Below are 22724 nucleotides of genomic sequence, written 5' to 3'. Positions count from 1 at the left end.
TACGCCGGGAGAATTTTGGGTAAAACTTATTTAACTCGCAAAAACTTTATTTATTTTTTCCAATGCCCAATCAAGTTCTTCTTTTGAAATGATTAAAGGCGGTGCGAAACGGATGACAGTATCATGCGTCTCTTTGCACAGCAAACCGAGTTCCTTCAGCTCTTCGCAATATGGACGTGCCGCTTCCGTAAGTTCCACGCCGATGAACAGACCGCGTCCACGCACTTCTTTGATTGATGGATGGTTGATTTCCTTCAATTGTTCAATGAAGTAATTCCCTAGTTCAAGTGATTTATCTGCTAGATTCTCATCCTGCAAAACTTCCAAAGAAGCGATAGAGACAGCACACGCCATTGGATTACCACCGAATGTGGACCCGTGGGAACCCGGATTGAACACGCCAAGAATATCTTTATTGGCTACGACGCAAGAAATCGGGAACACTCCGCCGCCTAATGCTTTCCCTAGAATGTACATATCAGGCTCGAAGCCTTCCCATTCACAAGCGAACATTTTACCTGTACGGCAAAGACCTGCCTGGATTTCATCGGCTATGAATAGGACGTTATGTTTTTTACAAAGTTCGTACGCTGCTTTCATATAGCCTGCAGGCGGAATGAGAATCCCTGCTTCCCCTTGGATCGGCTCAATGATGAATGCTGCAGTATTCGGAGTGATCGCTTCTTCCAATGCTTTCAGATCACCGAAATCCACCAACTTGATGCCTGGAAGCATCGGACCGAAACCGCGCTTATATTCCGCTTCGGAGGAAAGTGAGACCGCCGTCATTGTGCGACCGTGGAAATTCCCGTTGCAACCGATGATCTCTGCTTTGTTCTCCTCAACGCCTTTAACGTCATATGCCCAGCGACGAGCTGCTTTAATAGCTGTTTCAACAGCCTCTGCCCCTGTATTCATCGGCAATGTCATATCTTTCCCGGATAGTTTACATATCAATTCATACCACGGGCCAAGTTGGTCGTTGTGGAATGCGCGTGAAGTCAACGTTACCTTATCCGCCTGATCCTTCAAAGCCTGGATGATTCTCGGGTGGCGGTGTCCTTGGTTCACTGCTGAATACGCGGAAAGCATATCCATGTATTTATTCCCCTCTGGATCCTTGACCCAAACACCTTCCGCTTCAGAAATAACGATTGGCAGTGGATGGTAGTTGTTCGCCCCAAATTTGTTCGTCTGTGAAATGATCTTTTCAGAAACCGACATGTATTTCCCTCCCATTGTATGTAGCTGGAAGCAGCCCGTTTCGGTGGAACTGCTTCCTTCAATTAATTAAAGTGTTATCCAGCTTCAGGCGCCAGATGCTCGGGGTCATAAGGCAAAGCTGCTATGTGGCAAAAAACGCCACTTCATATCTTTGCCTTATGCCTGAGGCCGGCAGGAAGCCGGTCATGCAGTCGTTGCCACAGGAAGTGGCGACCTTAGACTGCGAACCTCTGCTAGGCAGGCGCCCTACGCTTTAAAGAGTTTCAGAAGTTGTTTTACCTTGCATGTGTAATTGCAAGTAGTCTGGTCCGCCCGCTTTGGAATCGGTACCGGACATATTGAATCCGCCGAATGGCTGGTAGCCGACGATAGCGCCTGTGCAGCCGCGGTTGAAGTACAAGTTCCCTACGTGGAAATCTTGACGCGCCTGTTCGATATGCTCACGGTTATTCGTGATGACTGCGCCAGTCAAGCCATAATCTGTATTGTTTGCAATTTCAATTGCCTCATCAAAGCTTTTCGCTTTTGTAATTGCAACAACAGGTCCGAAGATTTCTTCCTGCATGATGCGCGCTTTCGGATCAACATCTGCAAATACAGTCGGCGCGACGAAGAAGCCTTTTGAGCTGTCCCCTTCTCCACCTGCAACAAGACGTCCTTCTTCTTTTCCGATTTCAATGTAGCTCATGATTTTATCAAATGAGCCTTGGTCGATAACCGGCCCAGCAAAATTGGATTGGTCCGTAGGATCTCCGTACGTCAATTCCTTTGTCAATTCCTCAACGCGTGCAACGACTTGATCATACACATCTTCATGGATAACCGCGCGTGAACAAGCAGAACATTTCTGTCCGCTGAAACCGAATGCTGACTTGACGATTGATTGAGCCGCCAATTCAAGATCTGCATTGTTGTCTACAACGATTGTATCTTTACCGCCCATTTCAGCGATGACACGCTTCAACCAGATTTGGCCTTCATTCACTTTTGCAGCACGCTCGTAAATACGCGTTCCGATTTCACGTGAACCTGTGAAGGAAACAAAACGTGTTCTTGGGTGGTCAACGAGGTAGTCGCCGACTTCAGCACCTGAACCTGGGATGTAGTTGACAACTCCAGCAGGCATTCCCGCTTCTTCGAGCACTTCCATGAATTTATATGCAACGACAGTCGTTGTGGATGCAGGCTTCAATAAAACTGTGTTCCCTGTAACCAATGCAGCTACTGTTGTACCTGCCATAATTGCCAATGCAAAATTCCAAGGGGAAATGACGACACCGACTCCTAGTGGGATGTAATCGAATCGGTTGAATTCACCAGGACGGCTTTCAACCGGCATGCCGTTTTTCAATGTAAGCATTTGACGTGCGTAGTATTCCAGGAAGTCGATCGCTTCCGCTGTATCTGCGTCCGCTTCGTTCCATGGCTTACCCGCTTCCTTAGTCAAAAGCGCTGAAAACTCATGTTTACGGCGACGAATAATCGCTGCAGCTTTGAACAATACATCTGCACGGAATTCCGGCTTCACTTTGCTCCACGTTTTGAATGTTTCGTCAGCAACGTTCATCGCTTTCTCAGCAAGATCACGGCTCGCCTTTGAAACGCGTCCGATCACTTCTTCTTTATTTGCAGGGTTCGTCGAAACGAGTTTGTCTTCTGTCATAATACGTTCGCCGCCGATGATCAACGGATAGTCTTGACCAAGATAGCCTTCGACGGTTTTCAAAGCTTCCTCATATGCTTTTTTGTTTTCAGCTTGTGTAAAGTCTGTGAATGGTTCGTGTTTGTATGGGATCATGTTACTCCTCCTCAGATAGTTAGCCGCAAAATATATTTGCATTTAATCGATAGTTCCATATATAATAATGCAAGAGATTGTTGCATAATTCAAGTGTTTTTGTTTATTTTGCAAAAAAAAAGTAAACGGACGGTGTTGATTCGTGAATAAAACTGAAAAGAACCTTTTTCCCTTATATGAATTCGCAGTGAATCGAGCCGGTGTCGGGATCCATGCAGTGGATCATTCCGGCAGAACCGTTATCTATAACGATAAGATGAAAGCGATAGAAGGATTGGAACTCGAAGAAGTCGGCGACCGCTCCATCCTGGAGTTATTCAACTTCGATCAGGAAGAGAGCACTTTATTGAAAGTGCTGCAAAGCGGCATGGAGCAGCTGAATGTGAAGCAGACGTATTGGAATCGGAAAGGGCATGAAATTACGACAATCAATGATACCTATCCTGTATTCCATGAAGGTGAGCTCGTCGGAGCGGTGGAGATTGCTAGGGATGTCACTGCACTTGAAAGGTTCATCCTGCACCCATTGCGGAAAAACAGCGATCCGGTAACATTCAACAAGATTGTCGCTGCTTCGGATGAAATGAAGACAGTCATATCGACAGCCCGCAAAGCATCTAGTGCAAAATTGCCTGTCCTCCTTATCGGCGAGTCAGGTACAGGAAAAGATTTATTGGCTGAGAGCATTCATTATGAAACGTCACCTGCAAACGGCCGCTTTCTTACGCTACATTGTCACCAATCGGATGCAGAACTTATCGATCGGCTTGACGATGACTTGAAGATTTCGGAACCGTTCACGTTATTCTGTGAACGTATCGATTTATTATCCATTTCCCTTCAGCAGAAACTCTTTACTTACTTAAAAAGATCCACTACTGCCGACCGCCAATTCATTGCAAGCATCGGTGAGGACCCTGTCGAATTGATTGCCAAAGGAATTCTTTTGAAGGATCTCTATTATTTCTTCGCTTCTTTCACAATACGGATATCCCCGTTAAGGAAACGAAAAGAAGATATTGTACCGTTTGTAACGACCTATTTTGCCAGACGGCAGGAAAGGTTCGGAACTTCCCTCTCCGGAATCACAAAGGAAGTGGAAGACTTATTCCTTCGCTATAATTGGCCAGGGAATATGCGGGAGCTTGAATTTCTTCTTGATGAAATCTCTTCCCTCGCCACTACCGAGACGGAAATCACGTATGAAATGCTGCCTCTTCATTTCCGGTTGAAATGCGACGGAATGGGCGATACACCTACACAGGCAGTCGATTTCATCGTGAATCCCGAAAAGGGGCTTCTTCCGCTCGATCGCTATTTAAAGGAAGCGGAAGAGTATTATTTACAGAAGGCGATGAAGCTTCACGACGACAATATAACGAAAACGGCAAATGCACTTGGCATGAGCAGGCAGAACCTTCAATATCGATTGAAGAAATTAAAAAACGGGAGATAGGCTCAAAATGCCTTCTCCCGTTTTTTTGTGTTTTTCACGTCTAGCTCCGAGTGGCAGACTCTCGGGTCATAAGCCAAAGCCGCTGTGTGGCAAAAACCGCCACTTCGCATCTTCGTCTTATGCCTGAGGCCGGCATGATGCCGGTCATGGAGTCGTTGCCGCAGGACGCGGCGAACTTAGACTCCGAACTTCTACTAACCGCCACTCTCCGCTTTTCTTTTAGTACCCCGATCGATCGATCCAGTCTTTCAATTTGTCTTTTAATGAATTGAAGCCTTCCGCATCCTGCTCTTTTACTTTATCTTGCAGCGATTTACGGGGACGGCCTGGTTTTTGGTGGTTGTTTGGCGCTTCTTGAAGTGAACGGATGGAAAGGCTGATCTTTCCTGCATTACGATCGACCTCCAACACTTTCACTTTTACTTCATCGCCTACAGCTAGATAGTCATTGATATCTCTGACAAACCCATATGTGATTTCTGAAATATGGACGAGACCTTGCGTTTCTTCATCAAGTGCGACAAATGCTCCATATGGCTGGATGCCTGTCACCTTGCCAGTCAACTCTTCCCCCACTTCGTATTTTTTACCCATGTGAAACAGCTCCCAATCTTTTTGGTATCGAATCTGCCTATACGGCCATCCGCAATTATACCATAGTGAGCCCTTTCCAATCAAAAGATTTGACGGATAAATTGTAAAGATTCACTCATTTCTATTTCTTGCTTCCTTTAGCTTGCTACCAACTCGATTAGGAAATTCTGAATAAATTTCATTTTCGTGCGAAGATTTCCAATTGGAAGCTTCCATTTCACCTATAATTTCTTGCATGACGTTTGCAGCAGGAGATTTCTCCCCTATAGAAGCAATCTGTCTCCATTTCTCTCTTATTTCTTTCTTGACTACATAATCGCTTTCATAAATTCCATTTGCATCAGCGAGACCCGCCATGAAATAAAGTAACCAAATGTAGCGATCGTCAAAGTCATTTACAATTGGATCGCTTTCCAGCATCTTAGGCAATTGTTTTTCAAGTTCAAGAAGCTTTTCCAATTGTTCAGCATACGAATCAAAATAAATAATTGAGCTATCCATTAACAAGGATATATAAACTTCCATATCAGGATGAAGGTTTTCTTTCAATGTCTCTCTCACTTGCGGATCTTCATATTTCAAGGTAAGAGGCTCAAAATCTTTAATGGCTGTTAACGAAAAAAACTGCGTTTCCATTCCATCAATTGCTTTTTGCAGTTCAATTGGAAATTCGGGTTTTTTCGCAATAAATTCTTCGATATCCACCATACCCCCGCTGAACAATTCAGATCCCCAAATAAGTTCAGCATGATCTATAAAAACTCTCATATAGGCACCCCTAAAGTAATTATGTTTATCGTAAAATTCTTTTATAAATTCCATGCTTTCTTTACGATCATCCGCCAATGAATCTTTTTTTAGCTGCTCCAACATCTCAGACGGCAATCTCAATTCACGAATCAAACTATTGTAGCGTTTGCTCGCTTCCTTTTTATCAATCTTTCCTTTCACTTTCACCTGATCCTCCAAATCACGAATAAGGCTGTAGAACTCCCACTTTGCATTTTTGCTGTATATTTCCTGTTTCATCTGAGTTCCATTGCTATAATGAACATAATTTTCTGCTTCGTACTCATCTGGCTCTGGCAACCCGATCAAATCAAAACGTTCGTCCAGTTCTTGCTGGAATGAAATCCTCTTTTTTTCAATAAATTTTTCCGCAGAGGATTGCTGATATGCATCACTTCTGAGTACAGTGACTGATAAAAGGAGCACAAGCATAGCAACTCCAACGAACCAGAGTAGAAAAGGCTTTCTTTGCCGGCTGACTATTTTGACCGGTTCATTGATGTTCAAATCTTCTTTAGGTGTAGAATAATATATATTCCTTTCATTATAAGAAGGCCGCAGACGATGGAATGAGCTATTAAGAAACTCCAACCTTTTTTCGATATCAGTTCTGTCCATCTTTGCTCGTGAGCTGCTGAGCAATACTTGCACATTTTCCAGATGCGTTTCCATGATCCAAGCAATATCCTCATTGGATTTTCCATGGAAGCTGGATAGAATAAAGGCGATTCTCTCTTCAATCGGCAAATCGATTAGATGTGCATGCAATTCATTGTCTTCTTCGAATGGAAACAATCCCGTTTCAGAAGTTTGCACTTTAAGTTCCTTCATGCTTTGTATGGAAGTTCTGAATAGCGCCTTCTCTTCAAGTTGCTCTTCAGTAAGTTGACCAAGTTCATTATATAAATTCCCGAATATCGATTCCGCCAATTTCCCAGCGTCCTGCGGCCTCATTCCATATTGCACTGCTAGCCGTTCGATAGCTCGTATGTGCAATTCCATCCATTCTTTAAATGCTTCTCGATCCCCTTGAAGGATACTTTTCTCTAGATATTCCAACCTCATCCCCCACTTTCCGTTGCAAAACTGAATCTACTTCAACTATACCAAATAGACAGAAAAAAGACTGCCGAATTTCGGCAGTCTTTCCTCTTTTAAACTTTCCTTATTGCTCGAACGGATTAAATTTCACCCTCCAACCGTCTTCCGTCCAATACATGTGGAATTTCCTTTCGGACGGTAGGTCTGGATATAAATCCGTGTCGACTGTAAGTGTTGCCATGCCAGGCCAGTTTCCGTCTTTGTCTTGCTCTTGGCCTTGAAAGGAGGCTTTCTTATACATTTTGTCATCATAGGGTAAAAAGTATTTTTCGGGCTTTTTTAAATAGGTTTCCTTATCGACAGCTTCCGATCCTTCGCCTTGATAGAATAACTCATATTGTATTTCATAGAAATCTTTGCTGCCTGCATAGAAGTACAAGCCCAGCACCTCCAAAGGCTGACTATATCTCAAGTAGCTGTCAACACGGTCTTGGCCAATTAATCCTTCGTAGTGAAAAGCACTCATACTCATTAGTTCATCTTGGAAATCCATTTCGGGGCTCATATGGTACTTAGGCAATCTATCCATCCACAGCGTCCCCAATTCCCAAATTCCTTTTTCACTATAAACCATTGGCACAGCACGTTCGACCCCTGTAAATTCAAGAGTTGTGTAGAACGACAATTCATGGCGATAAGCCTTCTCTTTGTAGAATTCAACCTTCGTTGCATTGCGGAGGAACGGGAGTCCTTTACGCCAATTATCAACGTAATAATCTACCGTATAATCAATTCCGGATTCGTTGTGCTTCAATGTATTTTCATTGAACAAATAATACATTGTTCGAGGATCATCCATTTCGTTGGCGTAATCGAATACTCCGAGAACGTGAACAGGCGAGACGCCTTTCAAAATGGACTTGGAGTATGTCTTTTTGAAATCGGTATATAATGCTTGAACTTCCTTTTCGAATGAATCATTCGGCAGTTGAATGGTAACATCCTGAAAATCCGGTCGTTCTCCATACATATATTCCTCAAGTACTCCTTCCCGGTACAGGACAAGCGCTTCCTCTAAATCATAATAGCTTAGCGCCTCCCAACTCGCCGATTTTTGCCAGCCGGAAGCCTCCATCTCTTTGATAATCGGATTCAGAATGTACCGCAATGGAGTTGCCTCTCCCCCTCCCGCCATATTCCTCCATGCCTCTTGGTATTCGGGGAGTAGTACACCGTCCGCATCAAATATTTTCGTGTATTCGCTGCCTTTCATAATTTCATTGAACAATGTAATGTAATAAGATTTTAACACCGGATATAAACTTGAATTCTGTTCCCCTTCCAGGAGAGTATATTCCATACCGGTAACGGCCGAGCTCGACTGGAGCACAGGGTATTCAAGAATGGGTCCGTACATGTAGGGTTCTTGTATAATCATCGTGGTATAAGCATTCGTATTTGGGTGCAACTGTGAATCTAAGTCTTTATAAATAAAGTGGTTAAAATATCTTGTCTTTATTTCCCCTGAATATTTCTCGGTATACAGTCGGATTGACTGTTCACGCATTGTACCGATAATATTCTGTAGCGGCTCCGGAAAACCTTTGGTACTCAGCATCATAATTTCGGCCTTATCGACAGAATGATCAACTTCATATGCGGTTACAGCCTCTTTGTTCTCTTTTATTATTTGATTGTAAATTTCAATGAGCATCTGGATCTTTTCGCGGTAATCTGCTAAAAATTGAATACTGCCTTTTTCATCTTCAGCTAGATTATTGTACTTTAAGTCCACAAGCATTTCGGAAGGAAGCTTCAATTCTTCTATTGCTTGAGTATAAATCTCCTGGAGGTCAGTCCGGTGTTTTCCATCCCTTACCATTTCCAAGAAGCTTTCATTTTTCAATAAATTCATCGTTGAATCTGCACGACCCGCATAATGTTTATAATAGACTTCATCTAACTTTAGCAGTTCACGGCGATTTTCACGTTCTTCCTGATATTGCTTAAATAGATCCTGAATTAATTGATCAGTCACTGTAGATTCGATATTTTCCTCTTCGGATTTCTGCTTCTGTTCAAGAATAAATCCGGTTCCAATAAGCCCGATAATAAAAATGCTCGCAAGGCTCATCGCCCAAACTGTGATTTGCTGCCTCACTCCATGGTTGGTCGGCTTTTTCTGTTCATTCTTACGGGAGCTGGCTTCCTCATCAATCTTCCGAAATACTTCTTCCTGGTCAAATGAGGTGGGAACACGTTCATACGACTTTTTCAAAAACTCCATCCGTTTCTCAAAATTGTCATTGGCCATGTGTTACCCCTCCCTTCACATCCATCACTTTTTTCAAGCCTTCCTTCGCTCTGAAAATACGGGTTTTCACTGCCGCCAATGTAATGTTCAATACATCTGCAATTTGCTGATACGTCAAGTCTTGAAAATAAAACAAGATAAGGGGAAGCCTATACTTTTCATCCAGTTGCAAGATCGCTTCATGTAATGCACGGTCTTCTTCAAAAAGGAGTACTTGGGATTCGGTAGATTGTTGGGATAATGCTTGACCGGCTTTGTTCATCCGCTCTTTTTTCGCAGTCTCCCTACCCTCTTTCCGGTAATAATCTCGAGCTGTATTTAACGTAATCTTATATAACCAAGTCGTGAACCTCTGTTGGTTGAATTGCGGCAGGAATCGATAAAGTTTTATGAACACTTCCTGTGTCACATCCGAAACATCATCGAGGCGTACGCCGCATTGGTACGCGAACTTCTCGACAGTCCTATAGTGCAGATACATCAATTGCGCAAATGCCTCTCTTTCCCCGTTTTGCGCACGTGTGATCAAATCAGCCTCTTCCATAATGCCCCCTCACTTCCTATCCCCTCTGTAGATGATACGAGAGATAAACGGTTTTTGTTTCAGATGAAAAAACCGCATCTACATTTTCGTAGATGCGGAATTATATTAGACTATACATTTTGCTTCGTATTTTATCGCTACTAACTTATAAGCTATTTGCATGCATTTCTCTATCGGAATCCAGAGTTCATAAGAATGTTCATAGATCTCACGGATCCGTTTTGCAAGATCGGTCGGATGATCAAGAACTTGCAGCTCTGCAACAACATCTGCAATTTCAAGTTCATATGCCTTTCTGCCGACATTAAAAGGATCCCATTCTTCGAGCAGCAAGATTGCTTTTTTATTCATTTCGATTGTTTGCACGATAAGTCACCTTATTTTTTTCTTTTATTGCATTTATGATAGCATAGTAAAGGAAAAGAAAAAAGGAAATGAGGGATATTCGCATGAAAGAATTCGAACTAGTTATTGATCGAAAAAATACCCGTTCCGTGAAATGGGGCAATATGGAAGCCATTTATGGCTTGGAAGACGCTTCAGAAGTCTTGCCGATGTGGATTGCTGATATGGATTTTAAGGCACCTCAGCCTATTATTGCAGCCATGCAGGAACGTCTGGATCACGGTGTTTTCGGCTATTCATATATATGTGCAAAGTGTAAAGACTCTGTCAGGACTTGGCTTTCATCACGCCACGGATGGGAAACTGAAAACGATTGGATGCTCTTCCATCATGGCGTCGTTCCTGCAATCGCTACAGTTGTGGAGACGTTCACAAGTGCCGGCGATAATATTTTAATCACATCGCCAGTGTATCCCCCATTCTTCAATGTGCCAGGGCATCAAAAGCGGAATATTGTTGAGTGCAGACTACGCGAAGAAAACGGCAACTACTCGATCGACTTCGATGCTTTTGAAAAAAGCCTGCAGCAAGATGTAAAGCTATTCATCTTATGCCATCCGCACAACCCAGGGGGCGTTGTTTGGACAGAAGAGGAATTGCGTACGATCCTTCGCCTATGTAAACAATATAATGTTTTGATCCTATCCGATGAAATCCATGCAGACCTTGTCCTTCCCGGATTTAAGCATATTCCGTTAGCGGTGTTAGCAGAAGAGGAAGGCGGACGCGTCATTACTTGTGTCGCACCGACAAAGACATTTAACTTGGCGGGTGTACAGGCTGCAGTCATGATCACAAAAGAGGAAGACCTTCGAGAAGCATTGCATCAAAGCGCATTGGCTCACGGTCAAATGGAATTGAATGCATTTGCCGCTTCGGCCCTTATTTCCGCATTCACGGAGTGTGAGGAATGGCTGGAAAACTTGCTCGAGACTGTTTCATCCAATATGGATTACGTCATCAGTACATTAACGGAGGCCGTTCCTGGAATCCAGATTCAAAAACCGCAAGCGACGTACTTATTGTGGATTGATTACCGAGGAACAGGGCTTTCTGAAGATGAGATGATGGATCGTCTCTTGAATAAAGGGAAGCTTGCGCTCGAGCCTGGGTCGAAGTACGGCGAAGCTGGCCAAGGATTCCTTCGCATGAACGTTGCGACTCCACGGTTGATTGTTGAAGATGGAGTTAAGAGATTTATTAGAGCTATGGAGTAAGATTGACGGAAAACGGGATCCTAAGAGGATTCCGTTTTTTATTGGAGTGCACGTTTGTTTTAAGCGCGATGCTACTCTCTTGAGCGCGGTTCCACTCTTCTTGAGCGCGATTCACTTTTCTTGAGCGCGGTTCCACTCTTCTTGAGCGCGACTCTATTCTTCTTGAGCTCCCACCATAAAAAAATGCATGATCCATAAAATCGGATCATGCATTTTTTATTAGATATTTTGTTTTTCTCTTGCTTCGCGGCGTTCGCGCAAGATTCGTTCTTCCAGTTCACGTGTTTCCTCTTCCTGCTTTTTCGAAGTCCGCTTGATCCACATAAACGTGAGCACAAGCAGAATCATGAAAAAGAAAAAGGAGATTGCTGCTGGAATATATTCTGACTTATCTTCTGGAAAGTAAAGGAACGGCATTAGCAAAACGTTCATTTACGTACACTTCCTAACCTGTCTTATTTCTGGATGATTTCAATCGACTCGATTGAAATTTCTTCAACCGGCTTGTCTGCTCTTCCTGTCTTAGCAGATGCAATCTTATCCACAATATCCATTCCTTCGATCACTTGACCGAAAACGGTATGCTTCTGATCAAGGTGAGGAGTTCCACCCTTCTCTTCATATGCTTTGGCGATTTCTTCAGGCCAGCCGCCTTTTGTAAGTTGGGCTGCTGTTCCTGGAGCAGTTGAAGCTTGTACGATGAAAAATTGGCTGCCGTTTGTGTTCGGACCAGCGTTTGCCATCGACAGTGCCCCTCTAAGATTGAAGAGATCCATCGTGAATTCATCCTCGAACGAATCACCGTAGATGCTTTCCCCGCCCATTCCTGTTCCGGTCGGGTCGCCGCCTTGGATCATAAAGTCTTTAATGACACGGTGGAAGATGATTCCGTCATAATAACCGTTCTCTGCATGTGTCAAGAAGTTCTCAACTGTTTTCGGCGCTTTTTCTTTAAATAGTTTAATTTTAATCGGACCCATTGTCGTATTCATGACGACAAGAGCTTCGTTTGCTGCAACTTCATTCGATAATTGTGGATACATTGTCGTGGCCTCCTCATTGGTCGCTTCATCTGATGATTTGTCTGATGATTTGTCATCAGAGTGCTGGTCTTGCTCTTTGTCTCCGCTTTGTGTAGTCGACGTTCCATTTGTTGCTTTTTCTTGCTCTTTATGATCACCTTGACCACAAGCGGCAAGCAGCAATACTAGAACGATCGACAGCAAAGATAGCGACATCTTTTTCATAATCTTTCACCCTGAAACAGTTTACCACACCCATTTCTATTTTTCGATTGATAAGCATGTAATTTCCTTCGGGTACCGAATTGTCATATAATAATTAAAAGCGTAGGATGGCAGTTAACCGCCATCCGGTGTCTAGATGTGGATGAATTATAGAAACGTTTACTTGCGGTGAGCAAAGGGAACCCCTATTCTGATAAGCGTTTTCCAATCAAAGCGTCGCCGAGTTGAAAGAATATCGGCGTCTCGTATGAAAGCGGGTCACTGACATGAATGTACAAAAACGGAATTTCATAATCATCTGGTTTGCAAACTTCCTCGTAGCAGGAACGATGACGATGATCATGCCGTTCCTATCTTTATACATAGAAACCTTCGGAAATCATTCAGAGGCGTATGTCCAAAAATGGGCGGGATTGATTTTCGGGGCGACGTTCATAACGGCATTGATCATGTCGCCGATTTGGGGACGGATTGCAGATAAGTACGGATTTAAACCTATATTGCTTATTAATGGCTTCGGCATCGCGACATCTGTCTTTCTGATGGGATTTGTCAATTCTGTCGAAGCATTCTTCATCCTTCGGTTATTCAATGGGGTCGTCACCGGATTCATACCGACTTCCCTCGCTTTCGTTTCATCCCAGACAGCAAGGGAAGAAGCAGGCAAAAAGCTCGGAACGCTGCAAATGGGAAGTGTGACCGGAACGCTATTTGGCCCTGTATTAGGCGGTCTGATGGCTGATGCATTCGGCTTCCAATATACATTCATCATCACTGCGCTTTCAGTCGTTGTTGCAGCCCTGATCGTGTTATTCGGGATTAAGGAACAAAAGAAAGTGAAAAATGAAAAGGCGATCCACTATTCACGAAAAACGATACTCGGGGGCTTGCTTCATCACCGATTAATGTTGAATGTCATGATCGTTACTGCATTGATACAAATCGGGAACTTCAGCATTCAGCCACTTCTTTCACTTTACGTGGCAAGTCTAACGGAATCGCAAAATGTTGCATTTCTGGCGGGTTTGACGTTCAGTGCCGCCGGGGTCGGAAATCTCCTGTTTGCCCGGAAATGGGGCAAAATGGGGGATGATATCGGATATGAGAAAGTGCTCGGTGCTCTGCTTCTTCTGTCCTTCATCTTCATCATTCCTCAGGCGTTTGTCACTTCCATCTGGCAGTTGATGATTTGCAGACTTCTGTTCGGGATTGCAATCGGCGGGATGATTCCGATTACGACTGCTCTCGTTAGAAGGGAAGCTCCGGTGCATATCCAAGGGGAAGTGATGGGTTATAATACAAGCTTCCGTTTCCTCGGAAATATTATCGGTCCGATGTTCGGCGGAATCGTCAGCGGCTTCATCGGCATTTCGTCCGTTTTCATTTTGACAGGCATCCTATTCCTACTAGGATTTGGTTTTCTATATTATGCAAAAAGAAAGCCCGTACAGGACTTTGAAGATTTCCTGGCAGAGGAGAACAGACAAACGAAAATTTAAATTCAGCACATTTCCAGACCGGAAATGTGCTATTATTTTTTCATAGGAAGGGGGGGCATTTTGAAAAAAATAATGAGTTATTTACTAATCCTGATGATGATACCACTGCTCTTTATTATTCAGCAAGGCGTTGCCAAAGAGTGGTCTGAATCGCAGGTCCTGAAAAATACAATCGGTGAAACGATTGAACTTACCGAGCCTTCCAACAGCATCCCAATATCTATGACTGATCGGAACGGAAAGATATTTGCCGAGGAGTATGTGGAATGGAGACAACCGCTCCCATTGGAATCCATTCCCGATCTCATCCAGCAACTATTCCTGATCAGTGAGGACCAAGGATTTTTCGAACATAAAGGGTATGATGTCGCTGCAATCGTTCGTGCCTTCGCCGTGAATGCGAGAAGTGAAGATCGGAGTCAGGGCGCCTCGACCATTACGCAGCAAGTTGTCAGGATGCGGTTCCTGACGACAGAAAAGACGTATGAACGTAAATTCAAGGAATTGCTTTACGCAGCTGAACTTGAAAAACAGTCGTCAAAAGATGAGATCCTCGAAATGTATTTGAATGAAATGTTTTTCGGCAATCAAGTATATGGAATCGGATCCGCCGCCACTTATTATTTCAATCGTCCGCTTGATCAACTGAATCCTGCGGAGATGGCATTCATTGCCGCAATCCCGAACAATCCTTCCAAATACGATCCTTTGCGTCATTTCGACCTAACAAAAAAGCGTCAAGAGCTTCTCCTATCCGTTCTGTCAACGAACGGCGTCATTACGGAACAGGAATCCGAAACGTGGAAGAAGGAAAAGATCCTCTTGAATGTGAAGGCAAAGGCAAATGATTTCAACATGTATAGCTCATACGTATTAGCCGAGCTGGAGGAATTGATCGGTCATTCGGAAGGGTTCACGGCATCAATCGCAGCTTCAACAACACAAAGTGAAAGACAATTGCATATCGCAGCTCTGAAAAAACGGACTGCGGATGTGATTGCGGACGGAATTCAAATTGATACGGCGCTTGATCCCAATAAGCAAAAACATAATGAAACCTACCTGTCTTCCCTATTGAAAATGAAAAATCTCCAAGCAGGGGCAGCCGTTATTGAGAATAACAAAAGAGAAATCGTGAGCATCTATGGAGGAAAAGGGTTTCGCAAAGGGGACTTCAACAGGTCCTACCAGGCTGTAAGGCAGCCCGGCTCTGCAATAAAGCCATTGCTTGTCTATGCACCTTATCTTGAAAGCGGACCATTCAATGAGAATACACCAATTGACAGCAGTAATATTTGCATTGGTTCATACTGCCCTACGAATATTGGCGGCTATACCTTCGGAATGACGACCGTGAAGGAAGCTTTCCAGCATAGTCATAATACAGCGGCAGTGCGTTTGTTTCGTAAAGTGGGGATTGAAGAGGCTTTTAATCACTTGAAAATCTTCCGTTTCAAAAATATAACCGAAGAGGATTTCACCTACCCCGCCGCCCTCGGAGGATTCCATAGAGGAGTGACACCTCTCGAACTCGCTTCCGCATATTCCAGTTTCATCGATGGCATGTATTCTCCTCCCCATGCAATCAGAGCTGTGAAGGACAATGAAGGGAATGCGCTATACGAATGGAATAACGAACCGGTGAGAACCTGGTCTCCTTCGACCGTAGCAACAGTCCGCAAGTTAATGGAAGACGTCGTATTGAACGGGACAGGAAAAGGAATCCGCTATACGACAACATATACTGGCGCAAAAACAGGAACGACAGACCATTACAAAGACTTGTGGGTTGCAGGAATGAACGAAAAGTACACAACAGCAGTTTGGATCGGATACGACAAACCCGCCTCCATCCAACACCTAAGCAACCAGAAAATCCATCTGCGGGCTTTTAATGAATTATTATATATTCCAAAATGAGAAAGTCGTTGAAACGCCATGCCTAATGGTCATTTCAACGACTTTTTAAATACGAACATTAAATTATACTACCGGAAGACTGGCAAGAACACCGTTATAAAGCTTCAATACTATGTAAATAATACCAGTCAAAAAGACGCCCCAAACAAGGATTTCAAAAACCAACAAACCAACCATACTTGGCACCGTCATGAACTTGCTCAACTTGAACATCGTAAAGATAAAATAGACAAATGTCGTCAACAGGAAAACCGCTACAAGAATCTTCACCGACTGGATCCCGCCTACCGAAGCGAGAGCACCGATAAAATAGATGAGATTGCCGCTCTTCGCTTCACTATACGACTCCCCTACTGCATCAATCGAAAAGAACAACATCGCCGTTTCATGAATTGTTTCCGCAATAAGCTTCAACGCCGAAAAAATCATAAAAAAAGCAAGCGAATAGATGACTAGTAGAAAAAGGCGCAGCTGTGTATCCGTCAAAAACTCCCGCATGCCTGCATATAGCCCGATCTGGCTGAAGAAAACGATCGATGCCCCGACCATATAAACACCGAACGTTAAACTGAAAAGAATAATCGTCAAAAACGGCATATAGCCATAAAGATAAGGATTTCTCAATTTGACACCCCGAACGAAAATATTTTACCTTTCCCTATAATATAGGAAGGGAAACCGATTTCGCAACGATTGTCTAATTGTTCCCTATGCAAGCCCTTGCAATTTACGTTATACTTTAAAACAATGTAAAGAATAATGATTCACTCATTGGAAGGAGGATTACTTTGGAATTCGTATTACTGATTTTCCTGCCGATTGTGGCGGCCTTGTTCATACCGTTCCTTTTCAGGAAAATAAAAGGTATACATACTGGTTGGTTCGTACTTCTCGTCCCCGTTGTTTTATTCATTTATTATACAACGTTCATCAAAACGACGATGGAAGGTGGACATGCCATATCTGAACTGCAATGGATTCCAACGCTTGGCATCTCATTCGTATCTTATTTGGATGGGCTGAGTATTTTATTCTCCCTGCTTATTACAGGGATCGGAGCGCTCGTTGTATTGTATTCAATCTTTTACTTGAATAGGAACAAGGAGAAGCTAGGCAACTTCTACGTCTATCTTCTTCTTTTTATGAGCGCAATGCTCGGGGTCGTCCAATCGGATAATGTCATTTCGCTTTATCTGTTTTGGGAGCTGACATCCATTTCTTCATTTTTACTAATCGGCTATTGGTTCACCCGTGACGGTTCCAGATTCGGCGCATTAAAATCAATGATGGTAACTGTATTCGGTGGACTGATGATGCTCGGGGGATTCATCCTACTTGGCATTATGGGAGGTACGTTCTCCATTCGTGAATTGATTGCCGGATCCTCCTCATTTGCGGGACATGAATTTTTCACTTTGGCTCTTGTACTCATTTTGCTTGGAGCATTCACGAAATCCGCACAGTTTCCATTTTACATTTGGTTGCCCGATGCAATGGAAGCGCCTACACCGGTCAGTGCATACTTGCACTCAGCGACAATGGTTAAGGCGGGATTATATCTTGTTGCCCGATTCACTCCAATTTTCGCAGTGTCGGAAGTATGGATCTGGCTCGTGACCGGTATTGGATTGCTCACGTTGTTCTGGGGATCACTCTTCGCAGTGAAACAAACGGATCTGAAGGCAATTCTCGCGTTTTCAACGGTCAGTCAGCTCGGTTTAATCATGTCGCTTCTAGGCGCCGGTGCAATTACGTTCCATGTCGATGAAGCATTGTTCTCTTTCGCAATGTTCGCAGCCATTTTCCACCTGATCAACCATGCGACATTTAAAGGCAGCTTGTTCATGATTGCAGGAATTGTCGACCATGAAACAGGGACCCGAGATATCCGGAAACTTGGCGGTTTGATGAGCATCATGCCGGTCAGTTTCACAGTGGCCTTCATCGGTTCGATGTCGATGGCTGGCTTGCCGCCATTCAATGGATTCCTGAGCAAAGAAATGTTTTTACAGTCGATGCTTGCTATCCGCCACTTTGAATTATTCAATTTTGCCACATGGGGAATTATCTTCCCGGTCGTCGCATGGGTGGCAAGTGTATTCACATTCATTTACAGCTTTTACTTTGTGTTCAGGACATTCACTGGAAAACGGAAAGTTGGAAAGCTGCCGCTCGAACCTCATGAAGCACCTGTCGGGATGCTCATATCCCCAGTGATTCTAGCAATGCTTGTCGTTGGGATCTTCTTCATTCCGAATGTTGTCGGGAAGTGGCTCGTTAAGCCTGCTGTCATGGCAATCCAGCCTTACCAATACTCCCATCCTTCGGAAGTAGATGTTCATGTTTCAGCTTGGCACGGCTTCGCATCTGTGGAACTGTGGATGACTGCCGGAATCATTCTTATCGGCGGTCTGCTATACTTATCGCTGTCGAAATGGCAGAAGTTTTACAGAATTCAACCTGAATCACTATCCTTGAATGGATTATATGACGCAACAATGACGTTCAGTGAAAAAGGAATGAACAGGATATCCCGCTTATACATGACGGGGCTTATCCGTACGTACCTCCTGTACATCTTCGCTTTCTTTTCCATTACGACGATAGCGATGCTCTTCCTACAAGATGCATTTGTTGTGGACATGTCCAGTTTTTCCAAAATAAATGCGTACGGTTTAATTAACGCTGTCATCCTTCTGCTTGCGGTCGCTTTCGTTTTGCTTTCCAAAACAAGGCTTGGGGCGATTATTTCGCTCGGCGCAGTAGGCTACTCGGTCGCACTGTTTTTCGTCATTTTCAAAGCACCGGATTTAGCACTTACACAATTGGTCATTGAAACGGTATCTGTTGCGCTGTTTCTATTGGCATTCCAACGATTGCCAAAGCTATCCGATCATGGAGAAACAAAGAGCAATAAGCTTGTAAACGCCATCATTGCACTTGGAGTCGGCTTGACTGTGACGTTGGTTGCATTGTCCTCCCATTCACAGAAACTTGTCGCATCCATTTCACAATACTACAAAGACACTGTCGAAACAGAAGCCGGCGGAGGAAATATCGTTAACGTCATCCTCGTGGACTACCGTGGCTTCGATACATTATTCGAAATCGCCGTCTTGGCGATTGCCGGAATCGGTGTTCTCGGAATGATTAAACTTCGACTGGCGAGAAAGGAGAGTTCAGATGAAAACAAATGACGTCATTTTGCAGACGACGACAAAAGTTGTATTTTTCATCATTTTCCTTTTTTCCATCCATATTTTCTTTGCAGGGCACTATACACCTGGGGGAGGCTTCGTCGGCGGCTTGCTGACGACAGGGGCGATTGTCCTCTTACTGCTTGCCTTCGATTTGAAAACGGTGCAGAAAGCTTTGCCATTTAACTTTACGATCATGACTGCAATCGGGTTGCTATTGGCGCTCGGGACGGCTGCCGGCTCAATCTTTTTCAATGTCCCGTTCTTCACACATGCTTTCGATGACTTTACCTTGCCGTTATTCGGGGTGACTTCCCTTCATACGGCGATGGTGTTTGACGCGGGTGTATTCCTCGTTGTCGTCGGGGCGGCTATTACAATCATCCAGTCAATTGGAGGGGATTCGTAATGGAATTGGTAATGGCTATTTTAATCGGTGTGTTGTTCACCGCTGCAGTCTATTTGATCCTCTCAAGAAGTCTTTTGAAAATTATTATCGGCACGGGATTATTGAGCCATGGCGCCCATTTGCTCATCCTTACGATGGGTGGGCTTGGAGGCCTGGCCCCCCCCGTCATTTCAAAGAGTGTGACGGACTTTGCAGATCCCCTGCCGCAAGCGCTAATCTTAACAGCTATCGTCATCAGCTTCGGTGTCACAGCCTTCATGCTAGTAATGGCTTACCGTGCTTACGCTGTCCATAAAACCGATGACATGAATCAACTGAAAGGAAATGACGAACATGATTAACTTACCTTTATTGCCGATCATCCTCCCTTTCCTTTTTGCGATTCTGTTGCTGTTCTTCAAAGAGAATGTCCGGATTCAACGAGCGCTGACATTGGTCGGTGTCATCATCAGCCTGATCGCTTCGTTCTACTTGCTCGTAACTGTCAAGACGGAAGGGGTACTGGCTGTCACGCTTGGAAGTTGGCCTGCCCCGTTCGGAATAGCGATGGTGTCAGACATGTTCTCCGCACTTCTTGTCACAACGACTCTTTTGATAACATTGTTCGTCGTTGTCTACAGCTTCACCGCAATCGGAGAAGAGCGAGAAAGATTTTTCTACTACCCTGCCATTCTTTTCATGGTGACGGGCGTGAACGGGGCCTTTACGACAGGTGATATTTTCAATATGTTTGTCTTTTTTGAAGTGCTGCTAATTGCATCTTACTTATTAATCGTCCTAGGCGGCGAAAAGAAGCAGTTGCGTGAATCGATCAAGTACATACTTGTCAATGTCGTTTCTTCAGCGTTATTTGTTATCACAATTGCTTATCTTTATTCAGTCGTCGGTACGTTGAACATGGCTGATATTTCGGTAAAAATTGCAGAAGTCGGCCAGCCGGGAATCATAACGGTGATTGCAGTCCTCATGCTGATCGTGTTTGGTGTGAAAGGGGCGATATTCCCGCTTTACTTCTGGTTGCCGGGGTCTTACGCAGCACCACCCGTCCCAGTGCTTGCCCTATTTGGTGCGTTGCTGACAAAAGTCGGTGTGTATGCAATTATGAGAACATATACATTGTTCTTCATCCACAATGTCGGAGTCACCCATGAAATTCTGATGGTTGTATCCGTCTTGACGGTTATCGTCGGCTGTATCGGAGCATTGGCGTACTTCGATTTGAAGCAGATCATCATTTATAACATCGTCATTGCGGTTGGAGTCATCCTTTTCGGAGCGGCGCAAATGAATGAAGCGGGCATTTCAGGCGCCATTTTCTACTTGGTGCACGACATGCTCATTAAAGGGGCATTATTCCTTTTAATCGGCATCATCATTTATGTGACCGGAACATCGAATTTGCGGAAAATGGGCGGATTAATGAAAACCCATGCCCCGCTTGGATGGTTCTACTTGATTGCCGCCTTCGGATTGGCAGGCATCCCACCGTTAAGTGGTTTCATCGGCAAATTGCTCATTGCACAAGGTGCATTTGAAGCGGGCAATATTTGGGGAAGCATCATTATCCTCGCGTCCAGCTTGATCGTGCTGCTCTCTGTGATCCGTATTTTCATCTACGCTTTCTGGGGAGAGCCAATGGAACTGCCTAAGACGAAAAGGAAGCCTTACGCTCGTATGATGCTTCCGACAATCGTGCTAGTTGTCCTATCGGTCCTTTACGGGGTCGGCACAGAATGGCTCATTCCATACGTGACAGACGCCACGGACGTATTACTACAACCATCCATCTATATTGATGCGGTGCTAAAGTGAAACTCAATCTGTGGCGAACTACCACAGATTGTTAGTTGAACCAATCGGGCATTTACTGGATGTTGCCCCACCACGTGGGGCTTATAGCCAGTTAAAGCAGGATAAAGGAGTAGATGTCGATGGCATTTCAAATACTATTGAACTTTTTTATCGCCGTCATTTGGATGTTCATGACTTCCTCATTGACTGCGTCAACTTTCATTATCGGATTCTTGATCGGATTGCTATTGATTTTCATTACAAGACGTTTTTTCAAATCTAGGCTTTATATTTGGCGTCTCTGGGCGGCCATTAAATTGGCGCTCCTGTTCTTCAAAGAATTGACGCTTTCAAATATTTCTGTTCTGATGCTTGTCATTCGTCCCAAACTAAAGCTTCAGCCAATGATCTTCGCGATGCCGACTGAGCTTGAGCAAGATTGGGAGATCACACTTTTATCGAGCTTGATCACATTGACGCCTGGTACAATTGTACTTCATGTATCCGACGATCAACGGATTTTATACATCCACGCAATCGACGTTGATGATGTGGATGAGGCAATCGATTCGATAAAAAATTCATTTGAAAAAGCGATTATGGAGGTGAGCCGGCCATGATGACGTTTATATGGGTTTCACTGATCCTCGTCGTGTTGTCGATGATCGGTGTCATGATACGTGTTTTTCGAGGACCTTCTGTGCCAGACAGGCTCATCGCACTTGACGGAATAGGCGTCATGCTTATTTCGGCAATCGCGCTTATTTCGATTCTTTTCGACACCCCCTTTTTCATTGATGTCATTTTACTGATAGCGATTATGTCGTTCATCGGTACCGTGTCATTCTCCAAATTCATTGAGAGAGGAGAGATCATTGAACGTGACCGTAATCGCTAATATCTTAATTGTAACGACGATTGTCGTCGGTCTCATTTTCACGATCGTGACAATGATCGGTATTTTACGATTGCCCGATGTTTATACGCGGGCACACGCAGCATCGAAAAGTGCCACACTTGGCGTTCTGAGCATTTTGCTTGGCGTGTTCTTTCATTTCTGGTTGAAAGAAGACCATTTCAGCATCTCCCTGCTTCTCGGAATCGTCTTCCTTTTCATCACTTCACCGATCGGTGGTCATTTGATGGGTCGCGCCGCCTATATGTCAGGGGTGAAACCGACGGAATTGACTGTCGGAGATGACTTGAAGGAAGCCGTCAAAGAAGCAAAAGAGCAAAATATGAAGAGGCTGAAAGATTAAAAAACACACTCGGCATTCCA

Annotated in this window: 21 protein-coding genes; 11 read left to right on the top strand and 10 right to left on the bottom strand. The window is 44.1% G+C overall.

All coding sequences use genetic code 11. From position 1 onward, the window contains the following. Nucleotides 1-30 precede the first annotated feature (30 nt). Both M3193_RS15250 and pruA read right to left on the bottom strand, forming a co-directional pair. On the bottom strand, nt 31-1224 hold the full coding sequence (locus tag M3193_RS15250; RefSeq protein WP_251629416.1) for an ornithine--oxo-acid transaminase: 1194 nt from the start codon (nt 1222-1224) through the stop codon (nt 31-33). 253 nt (nt 1225-1477) lie between these two features. Beyond that, nucleotides 1478-3022 carry an L-glutamate gamma-semialdehyde dehydrogenase gene (pruA, locus tag M3193_RS15245; RefSeq protein ID WP_251629414.1) on the bottom strand — a complete coding sequence of 515 codons (1545 nt, stop codon included), beginning with the start codon at nt 3020-3022 and terminating at the stop codon, nt 1478-1480. A gap of 142 nt (nt 3023-3164) precedes the next feature. Between pruA and M3193_RS15240 the strand changes: the two genes are divergently transcribed. After that, nucleotides 3165-4478 (top strand): sigma 54-interacting transcriptional regulator, encoded by a 1314-nt coding sequence (locus M3193_RS15240; protein WP_251629412.1) that lies wholly within the window; start codon nt 3165-3167, stop codon nt 4476-4478. Nucleotides 4479-4697: 219 nt separating this feature from the next. Here M3193_RS15240 and yugI read toward each other — a convergent pair whose 3' ends face one another. From yugI to M3193_RS15215, 5 genes are all read right to left on the bottom strand, one after another. Next, nucleotides 4698-5072, bottom strand: coding sequence for a S1 domain-containing post-transcriptional regulator GSP13 (gene yugI, locus M3193_RS15235; protein ID WP_251629410.1), 375 nt, complete (start codon nt 5070-5072; stop codon nt 4698-4700). Nucleotides 5073-5183: 111 nt separating this feature from the next. Further along, nucleotides 5184-6677 (bottom strand): sigma factor-like helix-turn-helix DNA-binding protein, encoded by a 1494-nt coding sequence (locus tag M3193_RS15230; RefSeq protein ID WP_251629408.1) that lies wholly within the window; start codon nt 6675-6677, stop codon nt 5184-5186. Between the two features lie 349 nt (nt 6678-7026). Next, a complete protein-coding gene (locus tag M3193_RS15225; RefSeq protein WP_251629406.1) occupies nt 7027-9216 on the bottom strand; it encodes a hypothetical protein in 2190 nt (729 codons plus the stop codon). Next, the gene (locus tag M3193_RS15220; RefSeq protein ID WP_251629404.1) at nt 9206-9760 is read right to left on the bottom strand and encodes an RNA polymerase sigma factor; all 555 of its coding nucleotides are present in this window, start codon (nt 9758-9760) and stop codon (nt 9206-9208) included. The genes M3193_RS15225 and M3193_RS15220 overlap by 11 nt, the downstream gene beginning before the upstream one ends. Before the next feature lie 105 nt (nt 9761-9865). After that, a complete protein-coding gene (locus M3193_RS15215) occupies nt 9866-10126 on the bottom strand; it encodes a DUF1871 family protein (RefSeq protein ID WP_251629402.1) in 261 nt (86 codons plus the stop codon). An 83-nt stretch (nt 10127-10209) separates the two neighbouring features. Here M3193_RS15215 and M3193_RS15210 point away from each other — a divergent pair, with 83 nt between their 5' ends. Further along, entirely contained in the window at nt 10210-11382 is a 1173-nt protein-coding gene (locus tag M3193_RS15210) for a MalY/PatB family protein (RefSeq protein WP_251629400.1), read from the top strand. A 219-nt stretch (nt 11383-11601) separates the two neighbouring features. On the opposite strand, the gene M3193_RS15205 is transcribed toward M3193_RS15210, so the two are convergent. Both M3193_RS15205 and M3193_RS15200 read right to left on the bottom strand, forming a co-directional pair. Then, on the bottom strand, nt 11602-11814 hold the full coding sequence (locus M3193_RS15205; RefSeq protein WP_251629398.1) for a hypothetical protein: 213 nt from the start codon (nt 11812-11814) through the stop codon (nt 11602-11604). Nucleotides 11815-11837: 23 nt separating this feature from the next. Next, nucleotides 11838-12629 (bottom strand): peptidylprolyl isomerase, encoded by a 792-nt coding sequence (locus tag M3193_RS15200; RefSeq protein WP_251629396.1) that lies wholly within the window; start codon nt 12627-12629, stop codon nt 11838-11840. 266 nt (nt 12630-12895) lie between these two features. Here M3193_RS15200 and M3193_RS15195 point away from each other — a divergent pair, with 266 nt between their 5' ends. Beyond that, the gene (locus M3193_RS15195; RefSeq protein WP_251629394.1) at nt 12896-14128 is read left to right on the top strand and encodes an MFS transporter; all 1233 of its coding nucleotides are present in this window, start codon (nt 12896-12898) and stop codon (nt 14126-14128) included. 60 nt (nt 14129-14188) lie between these two features. Beyond that, nucleotides 14189-16048: a transglycosylase domain-containing protein gene (locus M3193_RS15190; protein WP_251629392.1), complete on the top strand. Its 1860-nt coding sequence runs from the start codon at nt 14189-14191 to the stop codon at nt 16046-16048. Nucleotides 16049-16111: 63 nt separating this feature from the next. Here the strand turns inward: M3193_RS15190 and M3193_RS15185 are convergent, their stop codons facing one another. Continuing rightward, nucleotides 16112-16672, bottom strand: a complete 561-nt coding sequence (locus M3193_RS15185; protein ID WP_251629390.1) for a DUF5366 family protein — start codon at nt 16670-16672, stop codon at nt 16112-16114. Between the two features lie 164 nt (nt 16673-16836). Here M3193_RS15185 and M3193_RS15180 point away from each other — a divergent pair, with 164 nt between their 5' ends. The 7 genes from M3193_RS15180 to mnhG all read left to right on the top strand — a co-directional run bounded on the left by M3193_RS15180 (nt 16837) and on the right by mnhG (nt 22704). Next, nucleotides 16837-19245, top strand: coding sequence for a Na+/H+ antiporter subunit A (locus tag M3193_RS15180; protein WP_285852020.1), 2409 nt, complete (start codon nt 16837-16839; stop codon nt 19243-19245). Next, entirely contained in the window at nt 19232-19654 is a 423-nt protein-coding gene (locus M3193_RS15175) for a Na(+)/H(+) antiporter subunit B (RefSeq protein ID WP_251629388.1), read from the top strand. Before M3193_RS15180 ends, M3193_RS15175 begins: the two co-directional genes overlap by 14 nt. After that, nucleotides 19654-19995: a Na(+)/H(+) antiporter subunit C gene (locus M3193_RS15170; RefSeq protein WP_251629380.1), complete on the top strand. Its 342-nt coding sequence runs from the start codon at nt 19654-19656 to the stop codon at nt 19993-19995. Before M3193_RS15175 ends, M3193_RS15170 begins: the two co-directional genes overlap by 1 nt. Then, on the top strand, nt 19988-21466 hold the full coding sequence (locus tag M3193_RS15165) for a Na+/H+ antiporter subunit D (RefSeq protein ID WP_251629378.1): 1479 nt from the start codon (nt 19988-19990) through the stop codon (nt 21464-21466). The genes M3193_RS15170 and M3193_RS15165 overlap by 8 nt, the downstream gene beginning before the upstream one ends. Nucleotides 21467-21585: 119 nt before the next feature. After that, entirely contained in the window at nt 21586-22065 is a 480-nt protein-coding gene (locus M3193_RS15160; protein WP_251629376.1) for a Na+/H+ antiporter subunit E, read from the top strand. After that, nucleotides 22062-22343, top strand: a complete 282-nt coding sequence (locus M3193_RS15155) for a Na(+)/H(+) antiporter subunit F1 (RefSeq protein ID WP_251629373.1) — start codon at nt 22062-22064, stop codon at nt 22341-22343. Before M3193_RS15160 ends, M3193_RS15155 begins: the two co-directional genes overlap by 4 nt. Continuing rightward, nucleotides 22327-22704, top strand: coding sequence for a monovalent cation/H(+) antiporter subunit G (gene mnhG, locus M3193_RS15150; RefSeq protein ID WP_251629453.1), 378 nt, complete (start codon nt 22327-22329; stop codon nt 22702-22704). Before M3193_RS15155 ends, mnhG begins: the two co-directional genes overlap by 17 nt. Nucleotides 22705-22724: the final 20 nt, after the last annotated feature.

Origin of the sequence: Sporosarcina luteola (assembly GCF_023715585.1) — a bacterium.
Classification (GTDB): domain Bacteria; phylum Bacillota; class Bacilli; order Bacillales_A; family Planococcaceae; genus Sporosarcina; species Sporosarcina luteola_D.
Note: the sequence above shows the minus strand (reverse complement) of the source record. Positions and strands in the feature narration are given on the sequence as shown.

Bases quoted from the DNA above. Each gene is read 5' to 3' on its own strand.
- M3193_RS15210 (WP_251629400.1), top strand. From the start codon at position 10,210: ATGAAAGAATTCGAACTAGTTATTGATCGAAAAAATACCCGTTCCGTG.
- M3193_RS15200 (WP_251629396.1), bottom strand. From the start codon at position 12,629: ATGAAAAAGATGTCGCTATCTTTGCTGTCGATCGTTCTAGTATTGCTG.
- M3193_RS15155 (WP_251629373.1), top strand. From the start codon at position 22,062: ATGATGACGTTTATATGGGTTTCACTGATCCTCGTCGTGTTGTCGATG.
- M3193_RS15220 (WP_251629404.1), bottom strand. From the start codon at position 9,760: ATGGAAGAGGCTGATTTGATCACACGTGCGCAAAACGGGGAAAGAGAG.
- M3193_RS15165 (WP_251629378.1), top strand. From the start codon at position 19,988: ATGATTAACTTACCTTTATTGCCGATCATCCTCCCTTTCCTTTTTGCG.
- M3193_RS15205 (WP_251629398.1), bottom strand. From the start codon at position 11,814: ATGAACGTTTTGCTAATGCCGTTCCTTTACTTTCCAGAAGATAAGTCA.
- M3193_RS15225 (WP_251629406.1), bottom strand. From the start codon at position 9,216: ATGGCCAATGACAATTTTGAGAAACGGATGGAGTTTTTGAAAAAGTCG.
- M3193_RS15250 (WP_251629416.1), bottom strand. From the start codon at position 1,224: ATGTCGGTTTCTGAAAAGATCATTTCACAGACGAACAAATTTGGGGCG.
- yugI (WP_251629410.1), bottom strand. From the start codon at position 5,072: ATGGGTAAAAAATACGAAGTGGGGGAAGAGTTGACTGGCAAGGTGACA.
- M3193_RS15160 (WP_251629376.1), top strand. From the start codon at position 21,586: ATGGCATTTCAAATACTATTGAACTTTTTTATCGCCGTCATTTGGATG.
- M3193_RS15170 (WP_251629380.1), top strand. From the start codon at position 19,654: ATGGAATTGGTAATGGCTATTTTAATCGGTGTGTTGTTCACCGCTGCA.
- pruA (WP_251629414.1), bottom strand. From the start codon at position 3,022: ATGATCCCATACAAACACGAACCATTCACAGACTTTACACAAGCTGAA.
- M3193_RS15175 (WP_251629388.1), top strand. From the start codon at position 19,232: ATGAAAACAAATGACGTCATTTTGCAGACGACGACAAAAGTTGTATTT.
- M3193_RS15195 (WP_251629394.1), top strand. From the start codon at position 12,896: ATGAATGTACAAAAACGGAATTTCATAATCATCTGGTTTGCAAACTTC.